The sequence below is a fragment of the Sinorhizobium sojae CCBAU 05684 genome, assembly GCF_002288525.1.
In the GTDB taxonomy this organism is placed as follows: domain Bacteria; phylum Pseudomonadota; class Alphaproteobacteria; order Rhizobiales; family Rhizobiaceae; genus Sinorhizobium; species Sinorhizobium sojae.
The window spans coordinates 2,137,647-2,157,085 of the sequence record NZ_CP023067.1 but is presented as its reverse complement, the minus strand read 5'-3'; the positions used below and the strand labels follow the sequence as shown (position 1 = coordinate 2,157,085).

14 protein-coding genes are annotated in these 19,439 nt (G+C 63.8%); 8 read left to right on the top strand and 6 right to left on the bottom strand.

What is annotated here, in order from left to right; all coding sequences use genetic code 11:
* Positions 1-2 precede the first annotated feature (2 nt).
* The 3 genes from SJ05684_RS10650 to SJ05684_RS10640 all read left to right on the top strand — a co-directional run bounded on the left by SJ05684_RS10650 (position 3) and on the right by SJ05684_RS10640 (position 1,776).
* A complete protein-coding gene (locus tag SJ05684_RS10650) occupies positions 3-467 on the top strand; it encodes a chemotaxis protein CheW (RefSeq protein ID WP_034851117.1) in 465 nt (154 codons plus the stop codon).
* Positions 468-722: 255 nt separating this feature from the next.
* Positions 723-1,109, top strand: a complete 387-nt coding sequence (locus SJ05684_RS10645) for a hypothetical protein (RefSeq protein WP_034851115.1) — start codon at positions 723-725, stop codon at positions 1,107-1,109.
* 343 nt (positions 1,110-1,452) lie between these two features.
* Positions 1,453-1,776: a hypothetical protein gene (locus SJ05684_RS10640; RefSeq protein WP_034851112.1), complete on the top strand. Its 324-nt coding sequence runs from the start codon at positions 1,453-1,455 to the stop codon at positions 1,774-1,776.
* A 74-nt stretch (positions 1,777-1,850) separates the two neighbouring features.
* Here the strand turns inward: SJ05684_RS10640 and SJ05684_RS10635 are convergent, their stop codons facing one another.
* The gene (locus SJ05684_RS10635) at positions 1,851-2,348 is read right to left on the bottom strand and encodes a CreA family protein (RefSeq protein WP_034851110.1); all 498 of its coding nucleotides are present in this window, start codon (positions 2,346-2,348) and stop codon (positions 1,851-1,853) included.
* Between the two features lie 246 nt (positions 2,349-2,594).
* On the bottom strand, positions 2,595-3,827 hold the full coding sequence (locus SJ05684_RS10630; RefSeq protein WP_034851188.1) for a GGDEF domain-containing protein: 1,233 nt from the start codon (positions 3,825-3,827) through the stop codon (positions 2,595-2,597).
* Between the two features lie 299 nt (positions 3,828-4,126).
* On the opposite strand from SJ05684_RS10630, the gene SJ05684_RS10625 reads away from it, so the two are divergent.
* Positions 4,127-4,588: a GNAT family N-acetyltransferase gene (locus tag SJ05684_RS10625; protein ID WP_034851186.1), complete on the top strand. Its 462-nt coding sequence runs from the start codon at positions 4,127-4,129 to the stop codon at positions 4,586-4,588.
* Between the two features lie 8 nt (positions 4,589-4,596).
* Here SJ05684_RS10625 and SJ05684_RS10620 read toward each other — a convergent pair whose 3' ends face one another.
* From SJ05684_RS10620 to SJ05684_RS10610, 3 genes are read right to left on the bottom strand one after another with little or no spacing between them, the layout of a single operon-like run.
* On the bottom strand, positions 4,597-7,200 hold the full coding sequence (locus SJ05684_RS10620) for an ATP-dependent helicase (protein ID WP_034851184.1): 2,604 nt from the start codon (positions 7,198-7,200) through the stop codon (positions 4,597-4,599).
* Between the two features lie 52 nt (positions 7,201-7,252).
* Complete coding sequence (locus SJ05684_RS10615) at positions 7,253-7,726, bottom strand: carboxymuconolactone decarboxylase family protein (protein WP_244426586.1); 474 nt, start codon at positions 7,724-7,726, stop codon at positions 7,253-7,255.
* Positions 7,727-7,740: 14 nt separating this feature from the next.
* Positions 7,741-8,562, bottom strand: coding sequence for a cyclase family protein (locus SJ05684_RS10610; protein WP_034851109.1), 822 nt, complete (start codon positions 8,560-8,562; stop codon positions 7,741-7,743).
* A 288-nt stretch (positions 8,563-8,850) separates the two neighbouring features.
* On the opposite strand from SJ05684_RS10610, the gene SJ05684_RS10605 reads away from it, so the two are divergent.
* Together SJ05684_RS10605 and SJ05684_RS10600 are read left to right on the top strand one after the other, a co-directional pair.
* Positions 8,851-10,044: an efflux RND transporter periplasmic adaptor subunit gene (locus SJ05684_RS10605; RefSeq protein WP_034851108.1), complete on the top strand. Its 1,194-nt coding sequence runs from the start codon at positions 8,851-8,853 to the stop codon at positions 10,042-10,044.
* Positions 10,041-13,199, top strand: a complete 3,159-nt coding sequence (locus SJ05684_RS10600; protein ID WP_050979909.1) for an efflux RND transporter permease subunit — start codon at positions 10,041-10,043, stop codon at positions 13,197-13,199. The genes SJ05684_RS10605 and SJ05684_RS10600 overlap by 4 nt, the downstream gene beginning before the upstream one ends.
* 8 nt (positions 13,200-13,207) lie before the next feature.
* Here SJ05684_RS10600 and SJ05684_RS10595 read toward each other — a convergent pair whose 3' ends face one another.
* Positions 13,208-13,645: an anthrone oxygenase family protein gene (locus SJ05684_RS10595; protein WP_034851107.1), complete on the bottom strand. Its 438-nt coding sequence runs from the start codon at positions 13,643-13,645 to the stop codon at positions 13,208-13,210.
* A 541-nt stretch (positions 13,646-14,186) separates the two neighbouring features.
* Here SJ05684_RS10595 and SJ05684_RS10590 point away from each other — a divergent pair.
* The gene (locus SJ05684_RS10590; RefSeq protein WP_034851105.1) at positions 14,187-15,593 is read left to right on the top strand and encodes an FAD-binding oxidoreductase; all 1,407 of its coding nucleotides are present in this window, start codon (positions 14,187-14,189) and stop codon (positions 15,591-15,593) included.
* 45 nt (positions 15,594-15,638) lie between these two features.
* A complete protein-coding gene (locus tag SJ05684_RS10585; RefSeq protein WP_034851104.1) occupies positions 15,639-19,385 on the top strand; it encodes an AsmA family protein in 3,747 nt (1,248 codons plus the stop codon).
* Positions 19,386-19,439: the final 54 nt, after the last annotated feature.

The following is a 19,439-nucleotide window of genomic DNA, read 5'->3' as shown; positions in this document are numbered from 1 at the left end:
TCATGAGCAACGCAATCAAACAGACCGGTGCCTATCTCGAAATCGTCTCCTTCCACCTCGGAGACCAGGAGTTCTGCATCGACATCATGGCCATCCGCGAAATCCGCGGCTGGGCGCCGGTGACGCCGATGCCGCACACGCCGCCCTACGTGCTCGGCCTCATCAACCTGCGCGGCGCGGTGATCCCGGTTATCGACATGGCGAGCCGCCTCGGCATGAAGATGACGGAACCGTCGGAGCGTGCGGCCATCATTGTCACCGACATCAACGGCAGGCTGGTCGGCCTGCTCGTCGAGCAGGTCTCGGATATGATGACCATTCGCGGAGAGGATCTGCAACCGGCGCCGGAAATCATCCCGGAGGCCCAGCGCGCCTTCTGCCGCGGCATCGTCGCGCTCGAGAAGTCGATGGTCTGCTTCCTCAATCTCGATACGGTTATCGCCGACGAACTGGCACAGGCGGCCTAGCGCATCGGCCGAACATCGGCACCGCTATTCGGAAATCACCATTCAATAGCCCTACGGCGCCGTCCGTCCCGGATGACGCGCGGCGTCCCGTAGGCTGTCACGTCACTGACGTTTAGGGCCGCGAGAGCGGCCCTTCTCCGAAAAGACACATCGCCGATGCAGACAGGAACACCTAGAGCGGGAAACGAGTTATCATGGCGACTACTCCCAGCATTCGCAACGCCTGCGGGTGCTGATCAGAACAGGAGCTTCGCTATGAGTATATCGCTCAGAACATCCTTAGCGGCCTTCGCACTTACTAGCGCCCTTGCTGGCGCTACCACCACGGCCATTGCCAACGGTTTTTATACCGGCATCGATCCGCATAACCCGCCGGGAACCCAGAACAGGGTCATTGTCGTGCCGCGGGCAGTGAGCCCGTATTATGTCGACCCCGCACCCACCGGAAGCGTCTACGTGGACACGATGCCGACGGGCAGCATTTACGTTGATCCGGCGCTCATGGGACCGGTCTATGTTCGTCCAGCGCCGATCTACAACCTGACGCCCTCAGAGATCCGTGAGCGGCATCTGAATGAATATCATGCGGGCGGAGAAGGCGATTATTACCAGGGCATCATCCCTCCGGCGCCCGTTCCGTGAATGGACAGTTCCGGACCGCCGATTTGAACCGCTCGTGCCGCAACGATTGCGGCGGGGGGCGGATCGCCCCGCCTTGGAGGTGCGTCAAGCTAAATACCGCGCAAATGTCATCACGCTCGTATGAGCATACGTGACCAAACGTCAACGCTCGCGCCGAAACATCCGCCACAATGTGGCGTTAGCTCATTGCGCGTCCCTTTAAATCGTTACCCGATTTAAGGACAGTATGCGCGACAAGCAAAGAACGGTAGCCCGTCTTGCGCGCCCGACGAGGGCAGCGGCGGTGTGAATTTCGGCATTCGTAGGTGGCCGGATGCTTAACGGACAAAGGAGTGTGAACGCTATGAGACTATCTCTGAAGACGTCAATCCCCGTACTTGTCCTCTCGTCCGCGCTCGTTGGAGGCGCTGCACCGGCCTTCGCGGACGGTTATTATCAGGGCATCGATCCCCATAATCGTCCGGTAACAGAGAGCCGGCCGCTGATGTCGTTGCCGCCGGTTACGGTGACACCGGATGCCGATGTCGATCGCATGCCGACCGGCAGCATCGACCTCATGCCCACGGGCAGCATCTTCGATGGCCGGACCATCGATCGCGATCCTTATCCGGAGTACACGCCCGGTGAGGGCCAGTATTATCGCGGAATCGTTCCCCCGAGGCGGTGACGCTTTAAACGGGAATCCTACGAAGCGGGATGGCGGCATTCGCCATCCCTTTTTTCCGGGGTCCTGAGACTGGATCAGTCGGGACGCCCGTTTTCCCAGGTGACCGACTGTCCGAAAAGCGGAACCGTGGAGATCGACATCTTGGCGGATCCATCCGTCACCTGGCGCGAATGCGCCAAATAGATGAGCGTGTCGTTGGCCCTGTCGTAGATGCGGGTCACGAGCAGGTCCTTCCAGATCAGCGACAGTCCGGAGCGAAAGACCTCTTCTCCCTCTTTCGACAGATCGATGCCGCCGATCGTGATGGGACCCGTTTGCCGGCAGGCGATCGAATTGTTCGAAGGATCCTCGAACCAATTGCCGTTCTTGAGGCGATCGATGACGCTGCGGTCGAAATAGGTGACGTGGCAGGTCACGCCGCCGATTTTCGGATCGCGCACGGCATCGATTTTGATGTCGTTGCCGAGCCAGTCGACACCAACTTCGCCGACGGTCTCGGCGCGGGCGGCGACGACGGCCGCGGCAGAAAGGGCGAGGGCGGCGACGGCCAAGATGCGGATGCGGCGGAACATGATTATCCTCCTATGGGCGATAGCTTTCACATAGGTGGAAACGGCGCCGATTGCGATAGCGCATCGGCCCGAAGATCGCGACCGATTTTCGGAAAGCACGATGCGCAGATTCAAAGAGTTACAGCGACCTTTGCGCGTCTAAAAAGACGCGGCGCTGTAGCGCTCTCGCGCCGCTAGCGCGGGTTGAGGAAAACTGTGCCCGGTTTTCCGCCCGCATCCCGCGCTAACTTCTTAAAATCATCGTGTCTATGCGCTCTGGCGCATTCGCTCCTGGCCGGAGATATCGGCCTGGCGCAATTGGGCGGCGGCCGCCGCGAGCGCGCGGGCACTGGCGTCGGCATGGCGGTGTCTGGCACGCGAACAGCGGTCGCGGCCATCCGCCTTGGACACGTAGAGCGCCATGTCGGCGCGGATCATCACGTCCATGAACGAATCGCCGGGCTCGGCGGCGGCGATACCGATACTGACCGTCAGTCGGACGCGCTGGTGCGTCCGGCCGGCCGGTGTTTCGCGCACGAGGCGGCAGATCGCCTCGGCGAGAGCGGCCGCCTGTTCCTCCGTGTGGTTCGGCAGGACGATGCCGAATTCCTCGCCGCCGATCCGCCCAAAGGCGCCGCGATCGCCAAGGAAGCCCGAGACCGTCTCGGCAAAATGGGCAAGTGCCATGTCGCCGCAGGCGTGGCCGTAGTGATCGTTGATCTGCTTGAAATAGTCGAGATCGAGCAGCAGGAACGAAGCCGGACAATCGCGCGAAAGACAGAAGGCGAGAATCCGCTCGCCCTTCTCGATCAGCGCCCCGCGCGACAGAACGCCCGTGAGCTCGTCGCGAGCGATCGCCGTCTTGAGGTCGGCGATCATGCGGTTCTGGAGCGTGAGAATCAACGCCAGGAAAAGGGACGGCAGGCCGAGCGTCTGCAGGACTGCCAGCGAGAAATCATAGGCGACGGCGGGGGAGGGCGCAGCTTGGAGCGCCACCGCGGACATGGGGCCGAGGGCGTGGATGAGGGAAACACAGGCGATCGTCAGCGCTGCCACGGCGGCAAGGCGGAAGGCGGGCTTGGCCGCCGCCCGGCGATCGAGGGTCGGAAGACCGATCACGAGAAGAAGGCAGCCGCCGAGGCCGGTGCCGACGATCACGCGCGCGGCGGTACCGTCGTGACTGCCGATCGCAACGACGAGGCCGGCGGTGCCGGCAGCAAGGGCGACGGCTATGAAAACAGCCGGTGGTGCCGTCAGGGCGAGGAGACGCCGGAAGGCGAGGAATTTGAAGACGACGGCGGCTATCAGTGCCGCATAGCCGAACACCGCGGCAAGCGGCATTCCGAGCGCCGCCGCCACGGTCATAAGTCCGATCGCAACCGCCGACAGAGCGCAGGCGGCCGAAAGCTCATGGGTTCCGGCGGCAGTGCGTTCAAGGGACAGGAGAACCGGCAGTATGGCCAACAGCGCAAGTACGGATACGGCAGGGAGAAAGGTCATTTCGAAACGGCCTGTCGTGCTAAAAATCAAAAGCGGCTTGAGTTCCAGCCGATAAGCAATGCCGATTCGTACCGGTGGGGTCTTAACGAAGGTCGGAGAAATTCACTGCAATTTTAGTGGACAGCGACTTGAGCCGCGGTTAACGCGCGGTTCAACGCCAGGACAATTTCATGGGCTTTAGGCCACGCGCGAATGGCGCGCGGAGGTGACAATGTGTGATGAGCGGCTGATGGACCGCGTCATTTCGAGGGTTTATGCTGGCGCCCCCGCAAAGGGTGGTCTTTCCTGTGGGTTCGACGATGAGCGAAAACGTCTCCATCCGTCCGGTCGTTCGCAACGACTACGATCAGTGGCTGGTCCTCTGGGAGCACTACAACGCCTCCAACGGACGTTCCGGTGAAAGGGCGCTCGACGCGGACATAACCCTCATGACCTGGTCGCGCTTCTTCGATGCCTATGAGCCGATGTATGCGCTGGTCGCGGAAAACAATGGCCGGCTGGTCGGGCTCACCCACTACATCTTTCACCACAGCACCACGGCAATCCAGCCGAACTGCTATCTCCAGGACCTCTTCACCAGTGAGGCCGTCCAGGCGAGGGGGGTCGGCCAGGCCCTGATCAACGGCGTGTTCGACGCCGCACGACGCGCCGGCACGTCACGCGTCTACTGGCTGACACACGAGTCGAATCTCACGGCGATGCAGCTTTATGACAAGCTCGCCGAGAAGTCGGGGTTCGTGATGTATCGGATGGTGATTTGAGTGCGGGTTCACACCCTTTCCACAAACCCGTCCAAAACCCGCTTCTGTCCTGCACGGTCGAAGTCGATCGTCAGCTTGTTGCCCTCGATGGCGGCGATGTTGCCATTGCCGAATTTCAGGTGGAAGACGCGGTCGCCGACCTGGAAGCGGGAAGGTTCCGCGGTCGTCGACTTGGCGACGAGCTCGCCGTCGATGGTGCGGGTGCGCGGACCGGACTCGCCGTAGCCGATGCGTTCGACGGCGTGGCCGGAGCGGGTGCCCCAGTTGTCGCGGGTGGCATCCGAGCGGTGCTGCTGGGCGCGCTTCCAGCCGGGCGTCTGGTAGCTGTTCTCGAAAGGATCGGCCTTGTCGAAGCGCGACTGGCCGTAGCCGCCGCGGCCATAGCCGCCATAGGAGGCTTCCTGCTCGGCCACTTCCACATGATCGATCGGCAGCTCGTCGAGGAAGCGCGACGGCATGGTCGATTGCCAGAGGCCGTGGATGCGACGGTTCGAGACGAACCAGATATGGCAGCGTCGCTTGGCGCGGGTGATGCCGACATAGGCGAGGCGGCGTTCCTCCTCGAGCCCGGCGCGGCCGCCCTCGTCGAGCGCGCGCTGGTGCGGGAAGAGCCCTTCCTCCCAGCCCGGCAGGAAGATCGTATCGAACTCCAGGCCCTTGGCCGAATGCAGCGTCATGATCGAGACGGCATCCATGTCCTCGTTCTGCTCGGCATCCATGACCAGCGCGACGTGCTCCAGGAAGCCGCGCATCGACTCGAAGGCCTCCATGGAGCGGATGAGTTCCTTGAGGTTTTCGAGGCGTCCGGGGGCTTCGGCCGACTTGTCCGCCTGCCACATCGCCGTGTAGCCGCTTTCCTCGAGAATCTGTTCGGCAAGTTCCGTATGCGGCGTCGTCTCGAGCAGCGTCTGCCAGCGGCGGAAATCGGTGACCACGTCGAAGAGGGCCTTGCGCGCCTTCGGCTTTACCTCGTCCGTTTCGATGATTTCGCTTGCCGCAGCGAGCATCGGAATGTCGCGGCTGCGCGCATAGTCGTGCAGCGTGCGCACCGTGGTTTCGCCAAGGCCGCGCTTTGGCGTGTTGACGATGCGCTCGAAGGCAAGGTCGTCGGCCGGCTGGCAGACCAGGCGGAAATAGGCCATGGCGTCACGGATCTCGAGCCGCTCATAGAAGCGCGGGCCGCCGATGACGCGATAATTGAGGCCGAGGGTGACGAAGCGGTCTTCGAACTCGCGCATCTGGAACGAGGCGCGCACCAGGATCGCCATGTCGTTCAGATTGTGCTTGCCCCGCTGGAGCTGCTCGATCTCTTCGCCGATGGCGCGGGCCTCCTCCTCGGAGTCCCAGGCGGCGTGCACATGCACCTTCTCGTCGTCCGGATTGCTGCGCTCGGTGAAGAGCGTCTTGCCTAGGCGGCCTTCATTGTGGGCGATCAGGTGCGACGCGGCGCCGAGAATGTGCTCGGTCGAGCGGTAGTTGCGCTCCAGCTTGATGACCTTGGCGCCGGGAAAGTCCTTTTCGAAGCGCAGAATGTTGTCGACCTCCGCCCCGCGCCAGCCATAGATCGACTGGTCGTCGTCGCCCACACAACAAATATTGATTTGTTGTGTGGGTTTCTTCGCGCTCACGCTGTCGCCGCTTGCGCGGCTACGCTCCGCGGGGGCGGACGAAACGTCGTCCGGCCAGCGTTCGCTGGCTCGGGCTTCGCCCGGGACGTTTATACCGTCGCCGTTCTTGTTCGAACTGGAAGATATCTCTCCGGACTTGGCCTGCGGCCGCTGTGCCAAGAGCCTCAGCCACATATACTGCGCCGTGTTGGTGTCCTGGTACTCGTCGACGAGGATGTAGCGGAACTTGTCGTGATAGTCCTTGAGCACGTCCGGATTGGCGCGGAACATCCGGATCGGGTGCAGCAGCAGGTCGCCGAAGTCGCAGGCGTTCAGCGTCAGAAGCCGGTTCTGATAGGCGGCGTAGAGCTCGCGGCCCTTACCGTTGGCGAAGGCGCGGGCGTCGCCCTCGGGAATCTGCGAGGGGTCGAGGCCCTTGTTCTTCCAGCTGTCTATCATGCCGGCGAATTGCTTGGCCGGCCAGCGCTTGTCGTCGAGGCCTTCCGCCTGGATCAGCTGCTTGATGAGACGCACCACGTCGTCGGTGTCGAGGATCGTGAAATCGGACCTCAGGCCCACCAGTTCCGCGTGGCGGCGCAGGAGCTTGACGCCGATCGAGTGGAAGGTGCCGAGCCAGGGCATGCCCTCGACCGCATGGCCGACGAGCACGCCGATCCTCTCCTTCATCTCGCGCGCTGCCTTGTTGGTGAAGGTGACGGCGAGGATCTGCGAGGGATAGGCACGGCCGGTAGAAAGGATATGGGCGATGCGGGTGGTCAGCACGCGCGTCTTGCCGGTGCCGGCGCCGGCGAGCACCAATACCGGGCCCTCGAGCGTTTCGACGGCGTCCGTCTGTTCCGGGTTGAGGCCGGAGAGATAATCCGGGCGCTTGGACCTGTCGCGGGCAGCCATGGCACGCGCGGCGATCCCGCCTGTGGCGGGGGGCGGCTTGCGCAGTGCCGGCTCCTCGTCGAAGAAGGGAATGTCGTCGAAACCTTTGCTCATGCGGCCCAATGTAGTGATTCGGGGCCGAAAGGCCAGAAAGGATGTTCCTCTTTTATTCCGGATTCTCTGCCGGGCTCAGCAAGCCTGTGGAAAGACTGGCATTTTCACCGCGCGCATCATTGTTGCCGTTCGCGTCGAAGACCGCATCGACCGGCACCTGCAGCGCGGTCGCGAGCTGATTGGTCTTGGCGGCAAGCGAGATGACCCGCAGTAGCTCGGCGTGTTGCACCTCCGTCATACCCTTCGCCTTGGCTGAAGCCGTATGGGAATGAATGCAGTAGCCGCAGCCGTTGGTGACGGAAACTGCGATATAAAGCATCTCCTTGACAAGGGGATCGAGGGCCGACGGCGTCGCCATCACCGCCTTGACCTCCGCCCAGGTGCGCTCCAGCAGATCCGGGTCGAAAGCGAGCCAGAGCCACATATTGTTGACGAAGTCCGATTTGCGTGTCTCGCGGATGTCGTCGAAGACCGCCTTGACGCGAGGGTTTGCTTCGGGATCGGACGGTGGCGCGACGGTGCTCATGCGCTCTCCTTTGCTCAGACGAGTGCGAAGACGCGGGCCGGGCCGCCGGTACCGCCCCTGTGCTTCGGGGCGCCGAGAACGAGTGTTGCGCCTTTGGCCGGCAGCTGATCGAGATTGGCTGCGGCCTCGAGCCCCCAGCGGCCCCCGGGAAGCCAGGCGTAATGCGTGGCAAAATCGGGCGAAATCCCGTGGTCGAGCGAGAGCGTGTCGACGGCGATGCCGGCGGCCTGCGTTTCCTCCAGCAGAAATTTGGCGGCCTCTACATGGAAGCCCGGGAAGTGCATCTTGCCGTCGGCATCGGCATTTCGGAACTTGTCCGTGCCGACATGATCGGCCCAGCCGGAGAGCATGGCGATACAGGCGTTTTCCGGGATCTCGCCGTTTGCAGCCATCCAGGACTTGATGTCGTCCGGGGTCACCTGGGCTTCCGGATCGGCCGCGGCCTTGTTGCGGATGTCGACGACGCAGAGCGGCACGACGAGCTTTTCGACGGGAAGTTCGGCAACCGACAGCCCGTCGGCCGAGAAATGCAGCGGTGCATCGACATGAGTGCCCGTGTGCTCGTTCACGCGGAGCTCGAACAGGTTGAACTTGTGTTCGGCGAAGCTGAACTTCTGCTCGCGGAAGAATTGCTGCTGACCGAAGTAGGTCGGAAATTCCTCGTGAAGCTCATGCGTGAGGTCGGTAACGCGGGCGTGGCCCTCGGCAAGCGCCGGCGGCGCGGCTCCCATGCTTGCCGCCGCAATCCCGGCCGTGCCGACCGCGGCCGCGCGGAAGAAGTCTCGCCTCGAAAGCATCCGCTCCTTTACCGATTGAATGACGCACGCATCGCACATTGCCCCTGCTCCCCTGATTGAGCGAAACCTGATTGGAAATGCCGCAGTCAAGAAGCAGGATAGCCGAGCCGTGGCGGCTGTAAACAATGCTTTTCCAGGGTGACCGCGTCTTCTCCCATTATGGCAGACGCCATCTTGCGGCCAACAAATTTTGCTTTCATTACAATTGCGTAATGATTGGCGTTCCGAGATTGCCCGAGGGCGCGCGAACAACCATACTCACGACAACTCGGAACGTTCCTCCCGGTGCGCACCGCGCGGTCGCGTGCACATAAATCGGAGACATGGATGCGCTTTTGGAAGCAACTCGCGGTCAGCCTCGTCGTTCTCGTCGTCGGGGGCGCTGCCTGGATACGTTTTGCCCCCGGTGCGGGGGAAACGCTGGCGGCGATCGGGGTTTCCCACCCTCTCATCGATGCGCTGTCGCCTCCGCAGGGCGGCGACGGAGGGGGCGGCCAAGGCAATGGCGGGCGCGGCCAGGGCGGACGCGGCGGCCCGGGCGGGGCGGCTCTGGTGGTGGTCAAGCCCGCCGCCACGGCAGTCGCCAACGACAGGCTGAACGTCATCGGCAGCGGCGAGGCCATCCAATCCGTCACCGTGACGCCGGCGGCAACCGGCAACCTCACCCAGATTATCGTCCGGTCCGGCGACCGGGTCGAGGCGGGCCAGGTGATCGCGCGGCTCGACAGCGACGAGCAGATGATCGCCGCCGAACAGGCGCGGCTGGCCCGCGACAGCGCCCGCGAAAAGGTTGAGCGCTACCGCAATCTCGGCAGCGCCCGCGTCGTGACGGCGGTCGACGTGCGTGACGCGGAGATCGCGCTGCAGGCGGCCGAGCTGGCGTTGAACACGGCGGAACTCGATCTCAAGCGCCGCGACATCGTTGCCCCTTCGAAGGGAATGGTCGGAATCATCACGGTCAATATCGGGGATTACGTCACCACATCGACGCCGATTGCCGTCGTCGACGACCGGTCCGAAATCCTCGTTGATTTCTGGGTGCCGGAACGTTTCGCCAGCAAGATCTTCGTCGGCCAGCCGGTGACCGCGAGCGCGATCGCCCAGCCCGGCCGGCCGCTCGACGGCGTCATCCATGCGATCGACAACCGCCTCGACCAGGCGAGCCGAACGCTCCGAGTGCGGGCGCGAATTGAAAACCCGGACGACATGCTGCGCGCCGGCATGTCGTTCTCGGTCACCATGGCCTTTGACGGCGACCGCTATCCGACCGTCGATCCGCTGGCGATCCAATGGAGCTCGGAAGGGGCCTATGTCTGGCGGATCCAGGGCGACAAGAGCGAGCGTGTGCCGATCAGGATCATCCAGCGCAACTCCGACACGGTTCTCGTCGAGGCCAAGCTCGCCGAGGGCGACCGCGTCGTGACGGAGGGTGTGCAGCGGCTGCGCGACGGCGGCACGGTGCGGATTGCCGGCGAAGCCCCGGCCGAACCGGAGCAGAAGGTGGCGGGAGAGGCGCAATGAACATCGGCTTCGGCGGTCATCCCGGAGGATTGCCAGGCGCGGGAGAGGGTGGGAAGACCGGTTTTACCGCGCTTTTCATCCGGCGTCCGATTTTTGCGCTCGTCGTCAACATGCTGATCGTGGTGGCAGGTCTTGCCGCCTGGAACGGCATCGAAATTCGCGAACTGCCCCAAGTCGACCAGCCCGTCATCTCGGTGACGACGAATTTCGACGGAGCGTCCCCTGAAACGATCGACCGCGAGGTCACCTCGGTCATCGAAGGCGCTGTTTCCCGCGTCCAGGGCATCAAGGGCATCTCGTCCACGTCTTCCTTTGGCCGCAGCCGCGTCACGCTCGATTTCTCCGACACGACCGATATCGGCCAGGCCGCCAACGACGTGCGCGACGCATTGGGCCGCATCACCAACCAGCTGCCGGACGATGCCGACGAGCCGCGGATCGTAAAGGCGGATTCGGACAGCCAGCCGATCATGCGCCTGGCGCTGACCTCCGACACGATGTCGATGGAAGACATGACGCTTCTGGTCGAGAACGAGATCAGCGACCGGCTGGCGGCCGTGGAGGGCGTTGCCGACGTTACCGTCTATGGCGAGCAGGAGAAGATCTTCCGCATCGACCTGAACCAGGCCAAGCTTGCCGGGCGCGGCATTACCGTCGCCAACCTGCGCGAGGCTCTCGCCACCGCTTCCTATGACGTGCCGGCGGGGTCGCTGACGAGTTCGAGCCAGGACATCTCGGTCCGGGCAACGGCCGACCTGCAGACGCCCGAGCAATTCGAAAACCTGATCCTCGGCGACAATGTCAGGCTCGGCGACGTGGCGACGGTGACGCTGGGTCCGGACACGGGCACCTCAGCCTTGCGTTCCAACGCCCGCCAAGGCATCGGCCTCGGCGTCATTCGCCAGGCGCAATCGAACACCCTCGACATATCGGAGGGCGTCCGCAGAGTGGTCGATACGATCTCGTCGGATATCCTGCCGCAGGGAACCGATCTGCAGGTAACGAGCGACGATGCGATCTTCATCAATGGCGCAATCCACGAGGTGGAGATCGCGCTCATGGTTGCGATCTCCATCGTCACGCTCGTCATCTATCTCTTCCTGCTCGACTGGCGGGCAACGCTGATCCCGACGATCACAATGCCGATCGCGCTGATAGGGACGCTTGCGGCAGTCTATCTCGCCGGCTTCTCGATCAATATCCTGACGCTGCTTGCGATCGTGCTCGCCACCGGCCTCGTCGTGGACGATGCCATCGTCGTGCTCGAGAATATCGTGCGGCGGAGGGCCGGCGGGCTCGGACCGCGGGCGGCGGCGGTGCACGGCACGCTTGAGGTATTCTTCGCGGTGCTGGCGACCACCGCGACGCTGGCGGCGGTTTTCGTGCCGCTCTCCTTCCTGCCGGGGCAGACCGGCGGGCTTTTCCGCGAGTTCGGCTTCGTGCTTGCCTTCGCCGTGCTCCTCTCGTCCTTCGTCTCCCTGACGCTCTGCCCGATGCTGGCGTCGCGCATGCTGACGAGCGAGGGGCATGCACATCATGGTTTCATGCACCGCTTCGGCGCCCGCGCTTCCGCCTTCTATCGGGCAACGCTCCGGTCCTGCCTCAACGCGCCGCTCGTCGTCTTCGTCGTGGCCGCCTTCTTCACCGCGGCGGGTGCAACTGGTTTCCTGACGCTGAAATCGGAATTGACGCCCTCCGAGGACCGCTCGCTGGTGATGCTCAGGGTCAACGCGCCCCAGGGCGTCTCGCTCGAATACACGCAGGCGCAGATGCGGCGGATCGAGGATGCGCTGCAGCCGCTTGTGAAATCGGGCGAGGTCGGCAACGTATTCTCGATTTCCGGGCAGGGTGGTTCGGCCAATAGCGGCTTCATGGTCTTGAGGCTGACGCCCTGGGAGGATCGCGAGCGCACGCAACAGCAGATCGTCGCCGATATCAACAAGGCGACGGCCGCCATACCCTCCGTCCGCGCCTTCACGATCCAGTCGAACAGCCTCGGCATTCGCGGCGCCGGCAGCGGCCTTCAGGTGGCGCTCGTCGGCAATGACTACACGAAGCTCGGCGATGCGGCGGCGAAACTCGTGCGCGCGATCGAGGACAGCGGCCGGTTCGAGAACGTTCGGCTGAACTATGAGGCCAACCAGGCGCAATTGTCGGTGACGATCGATCGCGAGCGGGCCTCCGACCTTGGCGTCGACATCAGCGGCCTGGCCTGGGCGTTGCCGGCCATGCTCGACGGCAGCAGCGTCGTCGACATCTTCGTGGAGGGCGAGTCCTACCCGGTCAAGCTGCTCTCTTCGACGACGCCGCTCAACGATCCGACGGATCTACAGAATATCTTCGTCAAGACCGGGGACGGCCGCATCGTCCCGATGTCGACGATCGCAACCGTCGAGGAGAAGGCCGTGGCGCCGCAGCTCTCGCGCGAGAGCCAGTTGCGTGCGGTCTCGCTTTCGGCCGGCCTGAAAGACGACCTGGCGCTCGGGGAAGCCCTGGCGATGGTGGAGGAAATGGCCGAGCCGCTCCTGCCACCCGGCTCGCGGCTGATGCCGCTTGCGGAGGCGGCGACGCTCGACGAGAACGCCAGCGGCCTCTTCATCACCTTCGGCTTTGCGATCGTCATCATCTTCCTGGTTCTGGCGGCGCAGTTCGAGAGCTTCGTCAGCGGCATCATCATCATGTCGACGGTGCCGCTCGGGCTTGCCTGCGCCGTCTTCGCGATGATCCTGACCGGCAACACGCTGAACATCTACAGCCAGATCGGGCTCGTCATGCTCGTCGGCATCATGGCGAAGAACGGCATTCTGATCGTTGAATTCGCCAATCAGTTGCGCGACCGGGGGCAGGACGTGCGCAGCGCTATCGAGGATGCGGCCAATATTCGTTTGCGGCCGGTGATGATGACCATGATCGCGACCGTCGTCGGCGCGGTGCCGCTGGTGCTGGCAAGCGGGGCTGGAGCGGAAGCCCGAACCGCACTCGGTTGGGTCCTCGTCGGCGGCCTGGGTCTTGCGGCGGTCGTCACGCTCTATCTGACGCCAGTCGCCTATCTCGTGATCGCCCGCTTCACCAGGCCTCACGCGGACGAAGAGCGCAAGTTGCACGAGGAGATGGATGCGGCGGTCCTGCTTGAAAATGCGCCCAAGGCCGGTTGAGCGCGGCTTCAGGCTATCATTGCATAGGCGGCGGCGAGGTAAATGACCGCGGCGACGGCGCCGAGAGCGCTGCGCCCGGCATGGAGCTTGCCCCAGCGGGTGATCAACTCGCGGGTTTCGCCGTTCGCCTGGTCCGCAGGCGTCGTCTCCAGGCGCTTGTTGATCGGCATGATGACATAGAGAGTGTAGGGCCAGTTCATGATGATGACGGCGGCGCCGAGGCCCCACAGCGCGTTGCCGGTCTGCCACCAGGCGGCGGCGCCCAGAAGGCCGGAAAGGATCGCGAGAGAAGCCTGCATCTCGAAGCCCCGGCGATAGGCCGGAACCCACTCCGCAAGCGCGGACCGATGATCGAGCCGAAGCCTTGCCGGCTGTTCGGCGATGTTGATGTAGATGGCGGCGCCAATGAAGACGGAAGCGGTGAGCAAAGCGAGCAGGCCGAACATGATACGTTCTCCCGTTTTCGGACATGATACCCCATGGACCCGCAAACAAAAGCTGCATCTTTGGCGTACCGCATGTCTCCTGGAGCCGACACACGCCTTGAGGACAATGGCATGCGGCGCTTCACAGTGACGACAGCGACCTTCGCGCTGATAGCACGCGCGGCCCTGTCGGCTCCTCCGGGGCAGCTTGTGACAAGCGGGTATCACCGCCGGCCATTTCGGCGCCGCCAGTGCGCGAATCGGCTCGAACTTCTGGACAAATCGATTCCGATTTGCACAGTAGCGCATTGAAATGAAAGCGCTTCCAGGCCGAGTGGCCGAGGAGGCGGCGGCAAGACCGGGTATGGTTGCAGGCCGAATTGAAGGAAGACGGCGGCGATGATCGGCGGCGCCGGCTGAAAGCGGCGCGGATGCTGGTCGCGTTCCGTCCGGCCGCATACTCCTTAATTCTGCGTCGAATTGAGGATAGGTTGCACGGCTGTTCGACCGCTATGGCGGTTCTCGCGTATCCCGGGATACGCGTTGGTGGAAGGGAAAACGAGTGGCGTTGAAGGCGATCAAGCAGGGCGCGAGAAACGATAGCGGGATCGCGGCGGCCAAGGCACTTCTCGGCGCCCGCTTCGGCGACCGCTTCCAGACGGGAGAGGCGATCCGGGCCCAGCATGCTCACACCACGACCTATATTCCGGCGCAATTGCCGGACGGGGTCGTCTTTCCCGAGGATGCCGTCGAAGTGCGCGAGATCGTCGAGATCGCCTCGGCGCATCGCGTACCGCTCATCGCCTTCGGGACCGGCTCCTCGCTCGAGGGCCATATCAATGCGCCGCACGGCGGCATATCGGTCGACATGTCGCGAATGAACCGCGTCGTCGAGGTCAATCCGGAGGATCTCGACTGCACCGTCGAGCCGGGCGTGACGCGTGAGGAACTGAATACCTATCTGCGCGATACAGGACTTTTCTTTCCGATCGATCCCGGTGCGAATGCCTCGATCGGCGGAATGGCATCGACGCGTGCCTCGGGCACCAATGCGGTGCGTTACGGCACCATGCGGGAAAATGTGCTCGCGGTGACGGCGGTCGTTGCCGGCGGGCGCGAGATCCGCACCGGACACCGCGCACGCAAGTCCTCGGCCGGTTACGATCTGACGCGGCTCTTCGTCGGGGCCGAGGGCACGCTCGGCATCATCACTTCGGTCACGCTGCGCCTGCAGGGTATTCCGGAGGTGATTTCCGGCGGTGTCTGCCCGTTCCCGACCATCGCGGATGCTTGCAACGCCGTGATCCTGACGATCCAGTCCGGCATTCCCGTGGCGCGCATCGAGTTGCTCGACGCGCTGCAGATGAAGGCCTGCAATGCCTATTCCGGCCTGGGCTACGCGGAGACGCCAACGCTTTTCGTCGAGTTTCACGGCAGCGCCGACGGCGTCGAGCTGCAATCGCGCCACTTCGCCGAAATAGCGTCGGAATTCGGTTCTAAAGGCTTCGTCTGGACGACAAATCCGGAGGAGCGGGCGCGGCTCTGGAAAGCGCGGCACAACGCCTATTGGGCGCAGAAGAGCCTGAAGCCCGGCGCCGCCATCCTGGCGACCGATGTCTGCGTGCCGATCTCGCGTCTTGCCGATTGCGTTGCGGCGACGCAAGAGGATATTGCCGCGAACGGTTTGATCGCACCGATCGTCGGCCATGTCGGCGACGGCAATTTCCACGTCGGCGTGGTTTTCGACGACAAGGATGCCGCCGATGTGGAGCGGGTCGAGGCGTTCATCGAACGGCTGAATAGCCGCGCATTGGCAATGGATGGTACTTGTACGGGGGAACACGGGATCGGCCAGGGCAAGATGCCGTTCCTCGCGGCCGAACTCGGCGAGGCGGTGGATCTGATGCGGCAGATCAAGCATTCGCTCGATCCCGACGATATCTTCAATCCGGGCAAGATTTTTGCCTGAGGCAGAGGCTCGCATAGGGCCCTGAGCAGATGGGAATGTGACACGGTGCTGGCGCGTATCTTCGTAATCATTGGCGGCCTGTTGGTTGTCGCGCTGTTTGCGGCGCTGATCGCACCTCTGTTCATCGATTGGACCAATTTCCGCGCCGATTTCGAGCGTGAGGCAAGCCGGATCATGGGCAAGCCCGTGGTGGTGCATGGCAGCGTCGACGCGCGTCTTATTCCCTTCCCGACGGTGACGCTCAACGATGTGCGTGTCGGGTCGACAGACGGAGGCGAGCCGCTGATCCGGGTCGAGCATTTCGCAATGAGTGCCGAGCTTGCGCCTTTCCTGAGCGGCGAGGCCCTGATTTACGACATGCGGCTCGACCGGCCCAAGGCACGCATCCGCCTGCAGCCCGACGGCACGCTCGATTGGGCGCGTGGCCCGCGAGCGGAGATCCCGGCCAGAACCGTGACACTGGAGAAGATCGAGATCGTCGATGGCGAGATCGAGTTCGTCGACGAGCAGACCGGCCGTACGCGCCGGGTGACCGATCTTTCCGCCGACGTTTCGGCGCGCACGCTCGCCGGCCCCTGGAAGATAGAAGGTGGAGCGGTGCTCGACGGCGAGGCGGGCAGCTTTTCCTTTTCAACCAATGAAGTGGACGAGAGGGGGGTGCTGAGCCTCCGGGCAAAGTTGACGCCCGACGAACGGCCCTTCGGCGTCGAGCTCGACGGCGAGCTCAAGATCGTCGATCTCAAGCCGGTCTATGCCGGCCGCTTCACGCTGACGGAAAACCGTCCTGCCGACGAGGTCAAGGCAAGCGGAGCGCTGCGCATCAATGGCGATTTTCAGCTGACCAATGAAAGCATTCGTGTGCCGGAATACCGCTCCGAGATCGGCCCGCCGGACGATCCCTATATCGTCACCGGCGAGGCGACGCTCGATACCGGCAAGGAGCAGAAATTCCTCCTGATCGCCGACGGGCAGCAGATCGATGTCAGCCGGATCGGCAGTTCCGGGCGCAATGGCAAAACCGATCGTGATCCGGCGACATCGCTCCGCCAGCGGCTGGAAACCATGATGGCGTTCGCCGCCGATATCCCGATCCCGCAGGTGCCCGGCCGCGCCAGCCTCAGGCTCCCGGCGATCGTCATCGGCGACACCACCGTTCGCGACGTGCGTCTCGACGTCAGGCCGGATGGTGCGGGATGGATCATCGACGATGCCGTGGCGCTCTTGCCCGGCCGCACTCAACTGGAGGCGAAAGGGCGCTTGAACCTCCGCGACGACCGCGCTTTCCGCGGCGACATCGTCATGGCCTCGAACCAACCATCGGGGCTCGCCAACTGGCTGGCAGGATCGGTGGATCCGGCCATACGCCGGCTGAAATCGGCAGGCTTCGCGGCCACCGTGAACCTGACGGATACGCTCCAACAGTTCGAGAACCTTGAGGTGGCAGCGGGTCCCGCGACGTTGAAGGGCAGGATAGAGCGTCTGTCCTTCCCGGAGCAGCAGCCGTCGCTGTCGCTGCAGCTCAAGGGCAACCATATCGACCTGGAGGCACTACAGGCGCTAGCCGGGCTCGTTGCCGGCGATGCGTCGACGGGAACGCTGCTCAAGCATGCGATCGCCGCCGAGCTCTCCGCCGATAGATTTTCCGCCTTCGGTGAGGAGGCGGAGGATGTTCAGGCGGTGCTGACGCTGAAGAATGGCCAGCTACAGGCGGAGCGGGTGGCGGTCGGAGCGCTTTCCGGTGCCAAGCTCGCCTTTTCCGGGCGGATGAGCGGCGGTCTCGAAAAGCCGGTGATTTCGGCAAAGATGAAGCTCGCAGCCGAGGAAATGACGCCTTTCCTGCAAATGATCGGGCGGCATATGGCCGACCATCCGGCACTACGCCGGCTGATGGAGGCCGGCCCGTATTTCGCCGACGCAGCTCTCGACGTGACGCTCACCGCCGGCAGCAAGGAAGGCGATGCGCCGGTTACCTTCGGTGTGATCGGCACGGCCAACGGCAGCAAGATCGCCGCGAGCTATCAGGCGCCGGACGTCGCCCAGGCGCTCGCCGGCAGGAACATGCTGCTGGAGGCGACGCTGGAGAATCCGAGGACGCCGGTTCTTCTCGGCCAAGCCGGTCTCGACCCGCTGCCGTTCGACGCGGATGCCAACGGGATCCTCGCGGTGAAGCTGCAGGGCGGGGACGATACCAAGGCCAACGGCACGCTGACCTTCACCACGGAAAGGACGTCGCTTGCCGCCAAGGGCACCGTCGATCTCGCCCGCGATCATTTCTTCGAAGGGCAGGGGAAGCTGACGCTTCAGACCCAGGATCTTGAACCTTATCTCCTGCTTAAGGGAATCGCCCTGCCGCAGATGGGAAGCGGCCTTCCCATGACGCTGGCGGCGGAAATAACGTCCGACCCGGAGCGCGTCACGCTTTTGAATGTTGAAGGCAAGGCCGACCGCAACGGCTTTGCCGGAGCCCTGTCTATCGACCGCAGGGTGCCGGGCAAGGCTCAGGGCGAACTCGCACTTGATGCGCTCGATTTCGGCTGGATCGGCGAGGCAATTCTCGGTCAGGTGCAGGATGCCTCCACCGGCGAATTGTCGACGGCGCCGGTTCCGCAGCCGGCCTGGACGAACCTCGACGTCAACGTCAACGTCAAGGCGAGGCGTTTCTGGCCGGGCGTCTACGACGCCGTGACCGACTTCAGTGGAAAGCTCGAATGGAAGGGCGAGGAGGTGGCGCTCAGCGAGGCAACCGGCGACTGGCTGGGAGGCAAGCTCACGGGACGGCTGCAACTTGGCAATGCCAACGGCTCGGGCTTCCTGCGCTCGCGTTTCGACCTCAAGGGCGGCGATTTGGCTGCGGCGGGATGGACGCGGCAGGACGGGCCGGTGGCAACCGGTCGCTTCGATCTCGCCGTGGCCATGGAAGCCTCGGGTGGCACGCCGCAGGCAATGGCGCAATCGGCAAGCGGCTCGGGAACGGCAGTCTTCAGCGGCGTGACGCTCAAGGGGATCAATACGGCGGCGTTGCCGAAACTGATGGCGGTGGCCGATGCGACGAAGACGCAGATCTCGGCCGATAACATCCGCAAGGTCGCCGAGAACGAGATATTCAGCGGGCAGTCGGTAGTCGAAAGCGTCAAGGTGCCGTTCAGCATAGCCGGCGGTACGGTCCGGATGCAGAACGTCACCGCCGCCGACGGCAAGGCGAAGCTTACCGGCGAGGCGTCAATCGACCTTCCGGCCGGGCGCATGAATGGTGCGATCGAACTCGCCTTTGGCCCAGGCGACGAAGCGCTTGCCGGTGCCGAACCGCGGGTGCGCATCAACTATGCCGGCCTGCTGAAATCGCCCGGCGTCTCCTTAGATGTCACCGATCTGGCGAATTTCCTGTCGCTTCGGGCTTACGAACAGGAGCGGCGGCGCGTGGAGAGGCTGCAGGCGAACGTGCTCGAAAAGCAGCGCCTGCGCCGGGAGGTCCAGCTTTACAAGGCGCAGGCGGAGAAGCGAGAGATCGAGCGGCGGCGGGCCATTGCCGAGGAGCGCCGGCGCGAGGCTGCTGCGGCAGAGGCGGCGCGGATGAAGGCCATGGCGGAAGCGCGGGCGGCTGAAGAACGGCGTGCTGCGGAGGAAGAGCGCCTGCGCATGCGGCAGCTGCCGCCATCTCAGCCACGGGCGGCGCCGATCGAGGACGTGCAGCGAGGAGACGTCCTGTCGCCGCCGGGCGCTGGGGAGAATGCGGGGCCGCCGGCCGGCCAAGGGCTCAATTTCGAGATGTTGCCCGACATCACGGTTCAATAAAGCAAGCGCGGGATGAGGAAAATTGTGCGCGGTTTTCCGCCCGCAGCCCGCGCT

Excerpts from the sequence above, each read along its gene's own strand:
- SJ05684_RS10595 (WP_034851107.1), bottom strand. The coding sequence starts at position 13,645 with ATGTTCGGCCTGCTCGCTTTGCTCACCGCTTCCGTCTTCATTGGCGCC.
- SJ05684_RS10615 (WP_244426586.1), bottom strand. The coding sequence starts at position 7,726 with ATGAGCACCGTCGCGCCACCGTCCGATCCCGAAGCAAACCCTCGCGTC.
- SJ05684_RS10600 (WP_050979909.1), top strand. The coding sequence starts at position 10,041 with ATGAACATCGGCTTCGGCGGTCATCCCGGAGGATTGCCAGGCGCGGGA.
- SJ05684_RS10635 (WP_034851110.1), bottom strand. The coding sequence starts at position 2,348 with ATGTTCCGCCGCATCCGCATCTTGGCCGTCGCCGCCCTCGCCCTTTCT.
- SJ05684_RS10630 (WP_034851188.1), bottom strand. The coding sequence starts at position 3,827 with ATGACCTTTCTCCCTGCCGTATCCGTACTTGCGCTGTTGGCCATACTG.
- SJ05684_RS10645 (WP_034851115.1), top strand. The coding sequence starts at position 723 with ATGAGTATATCGCTCAGAACATCCTTAGCGGCCTTCGCACTTACTAGC.
- SJ05684_RS10620 (WP_034851184.1), bottom strand. The coding sequence starts at position 7,200 with ATGAGCAAAGGTTTCGACGACATTCCCTTCTTCGACGAGGAGCCGGCA.
- SJ05684_RS10625 (WP_034851186.1), top strand. The coding sequence starts at position 4,127 with ATGAGCGAAAACGTCTCCATCCGTCCGGTCGTTCGCAACGACTACGAT.
- SJ05684_RS10605 (WP_034851108.1), top strand. The coding sequence starts at position 8,851 with ATGCGCTTTTGGAAGCAACTCGCGGTCAGCCTCGTCGTTCTCGTCGTC.
- SJ05684_RS10640 (WP_034851112.1), top strand. The coding sequence starts at position 1,453 with ATGAGACTATCTCTGAAGACGTCAATCCCCGTACTTGTCCTCTCGTCC.
- SJ05684_RS10650 (WP_034851117.1), top strand. The coding sequence starts at position 3 with ATGAGCAACGCAATCAAACAGACCGGTGCCTATCTCGAAATCGTCTCC.
- SJ05684_RS10610 (WP_034851109.1), bottom strand. The coding sequence starts at position 8,562 with ATGTGCGATGCGTGCGTCATTCAATCGGTAAAGGAGCGGATGCTTTCG.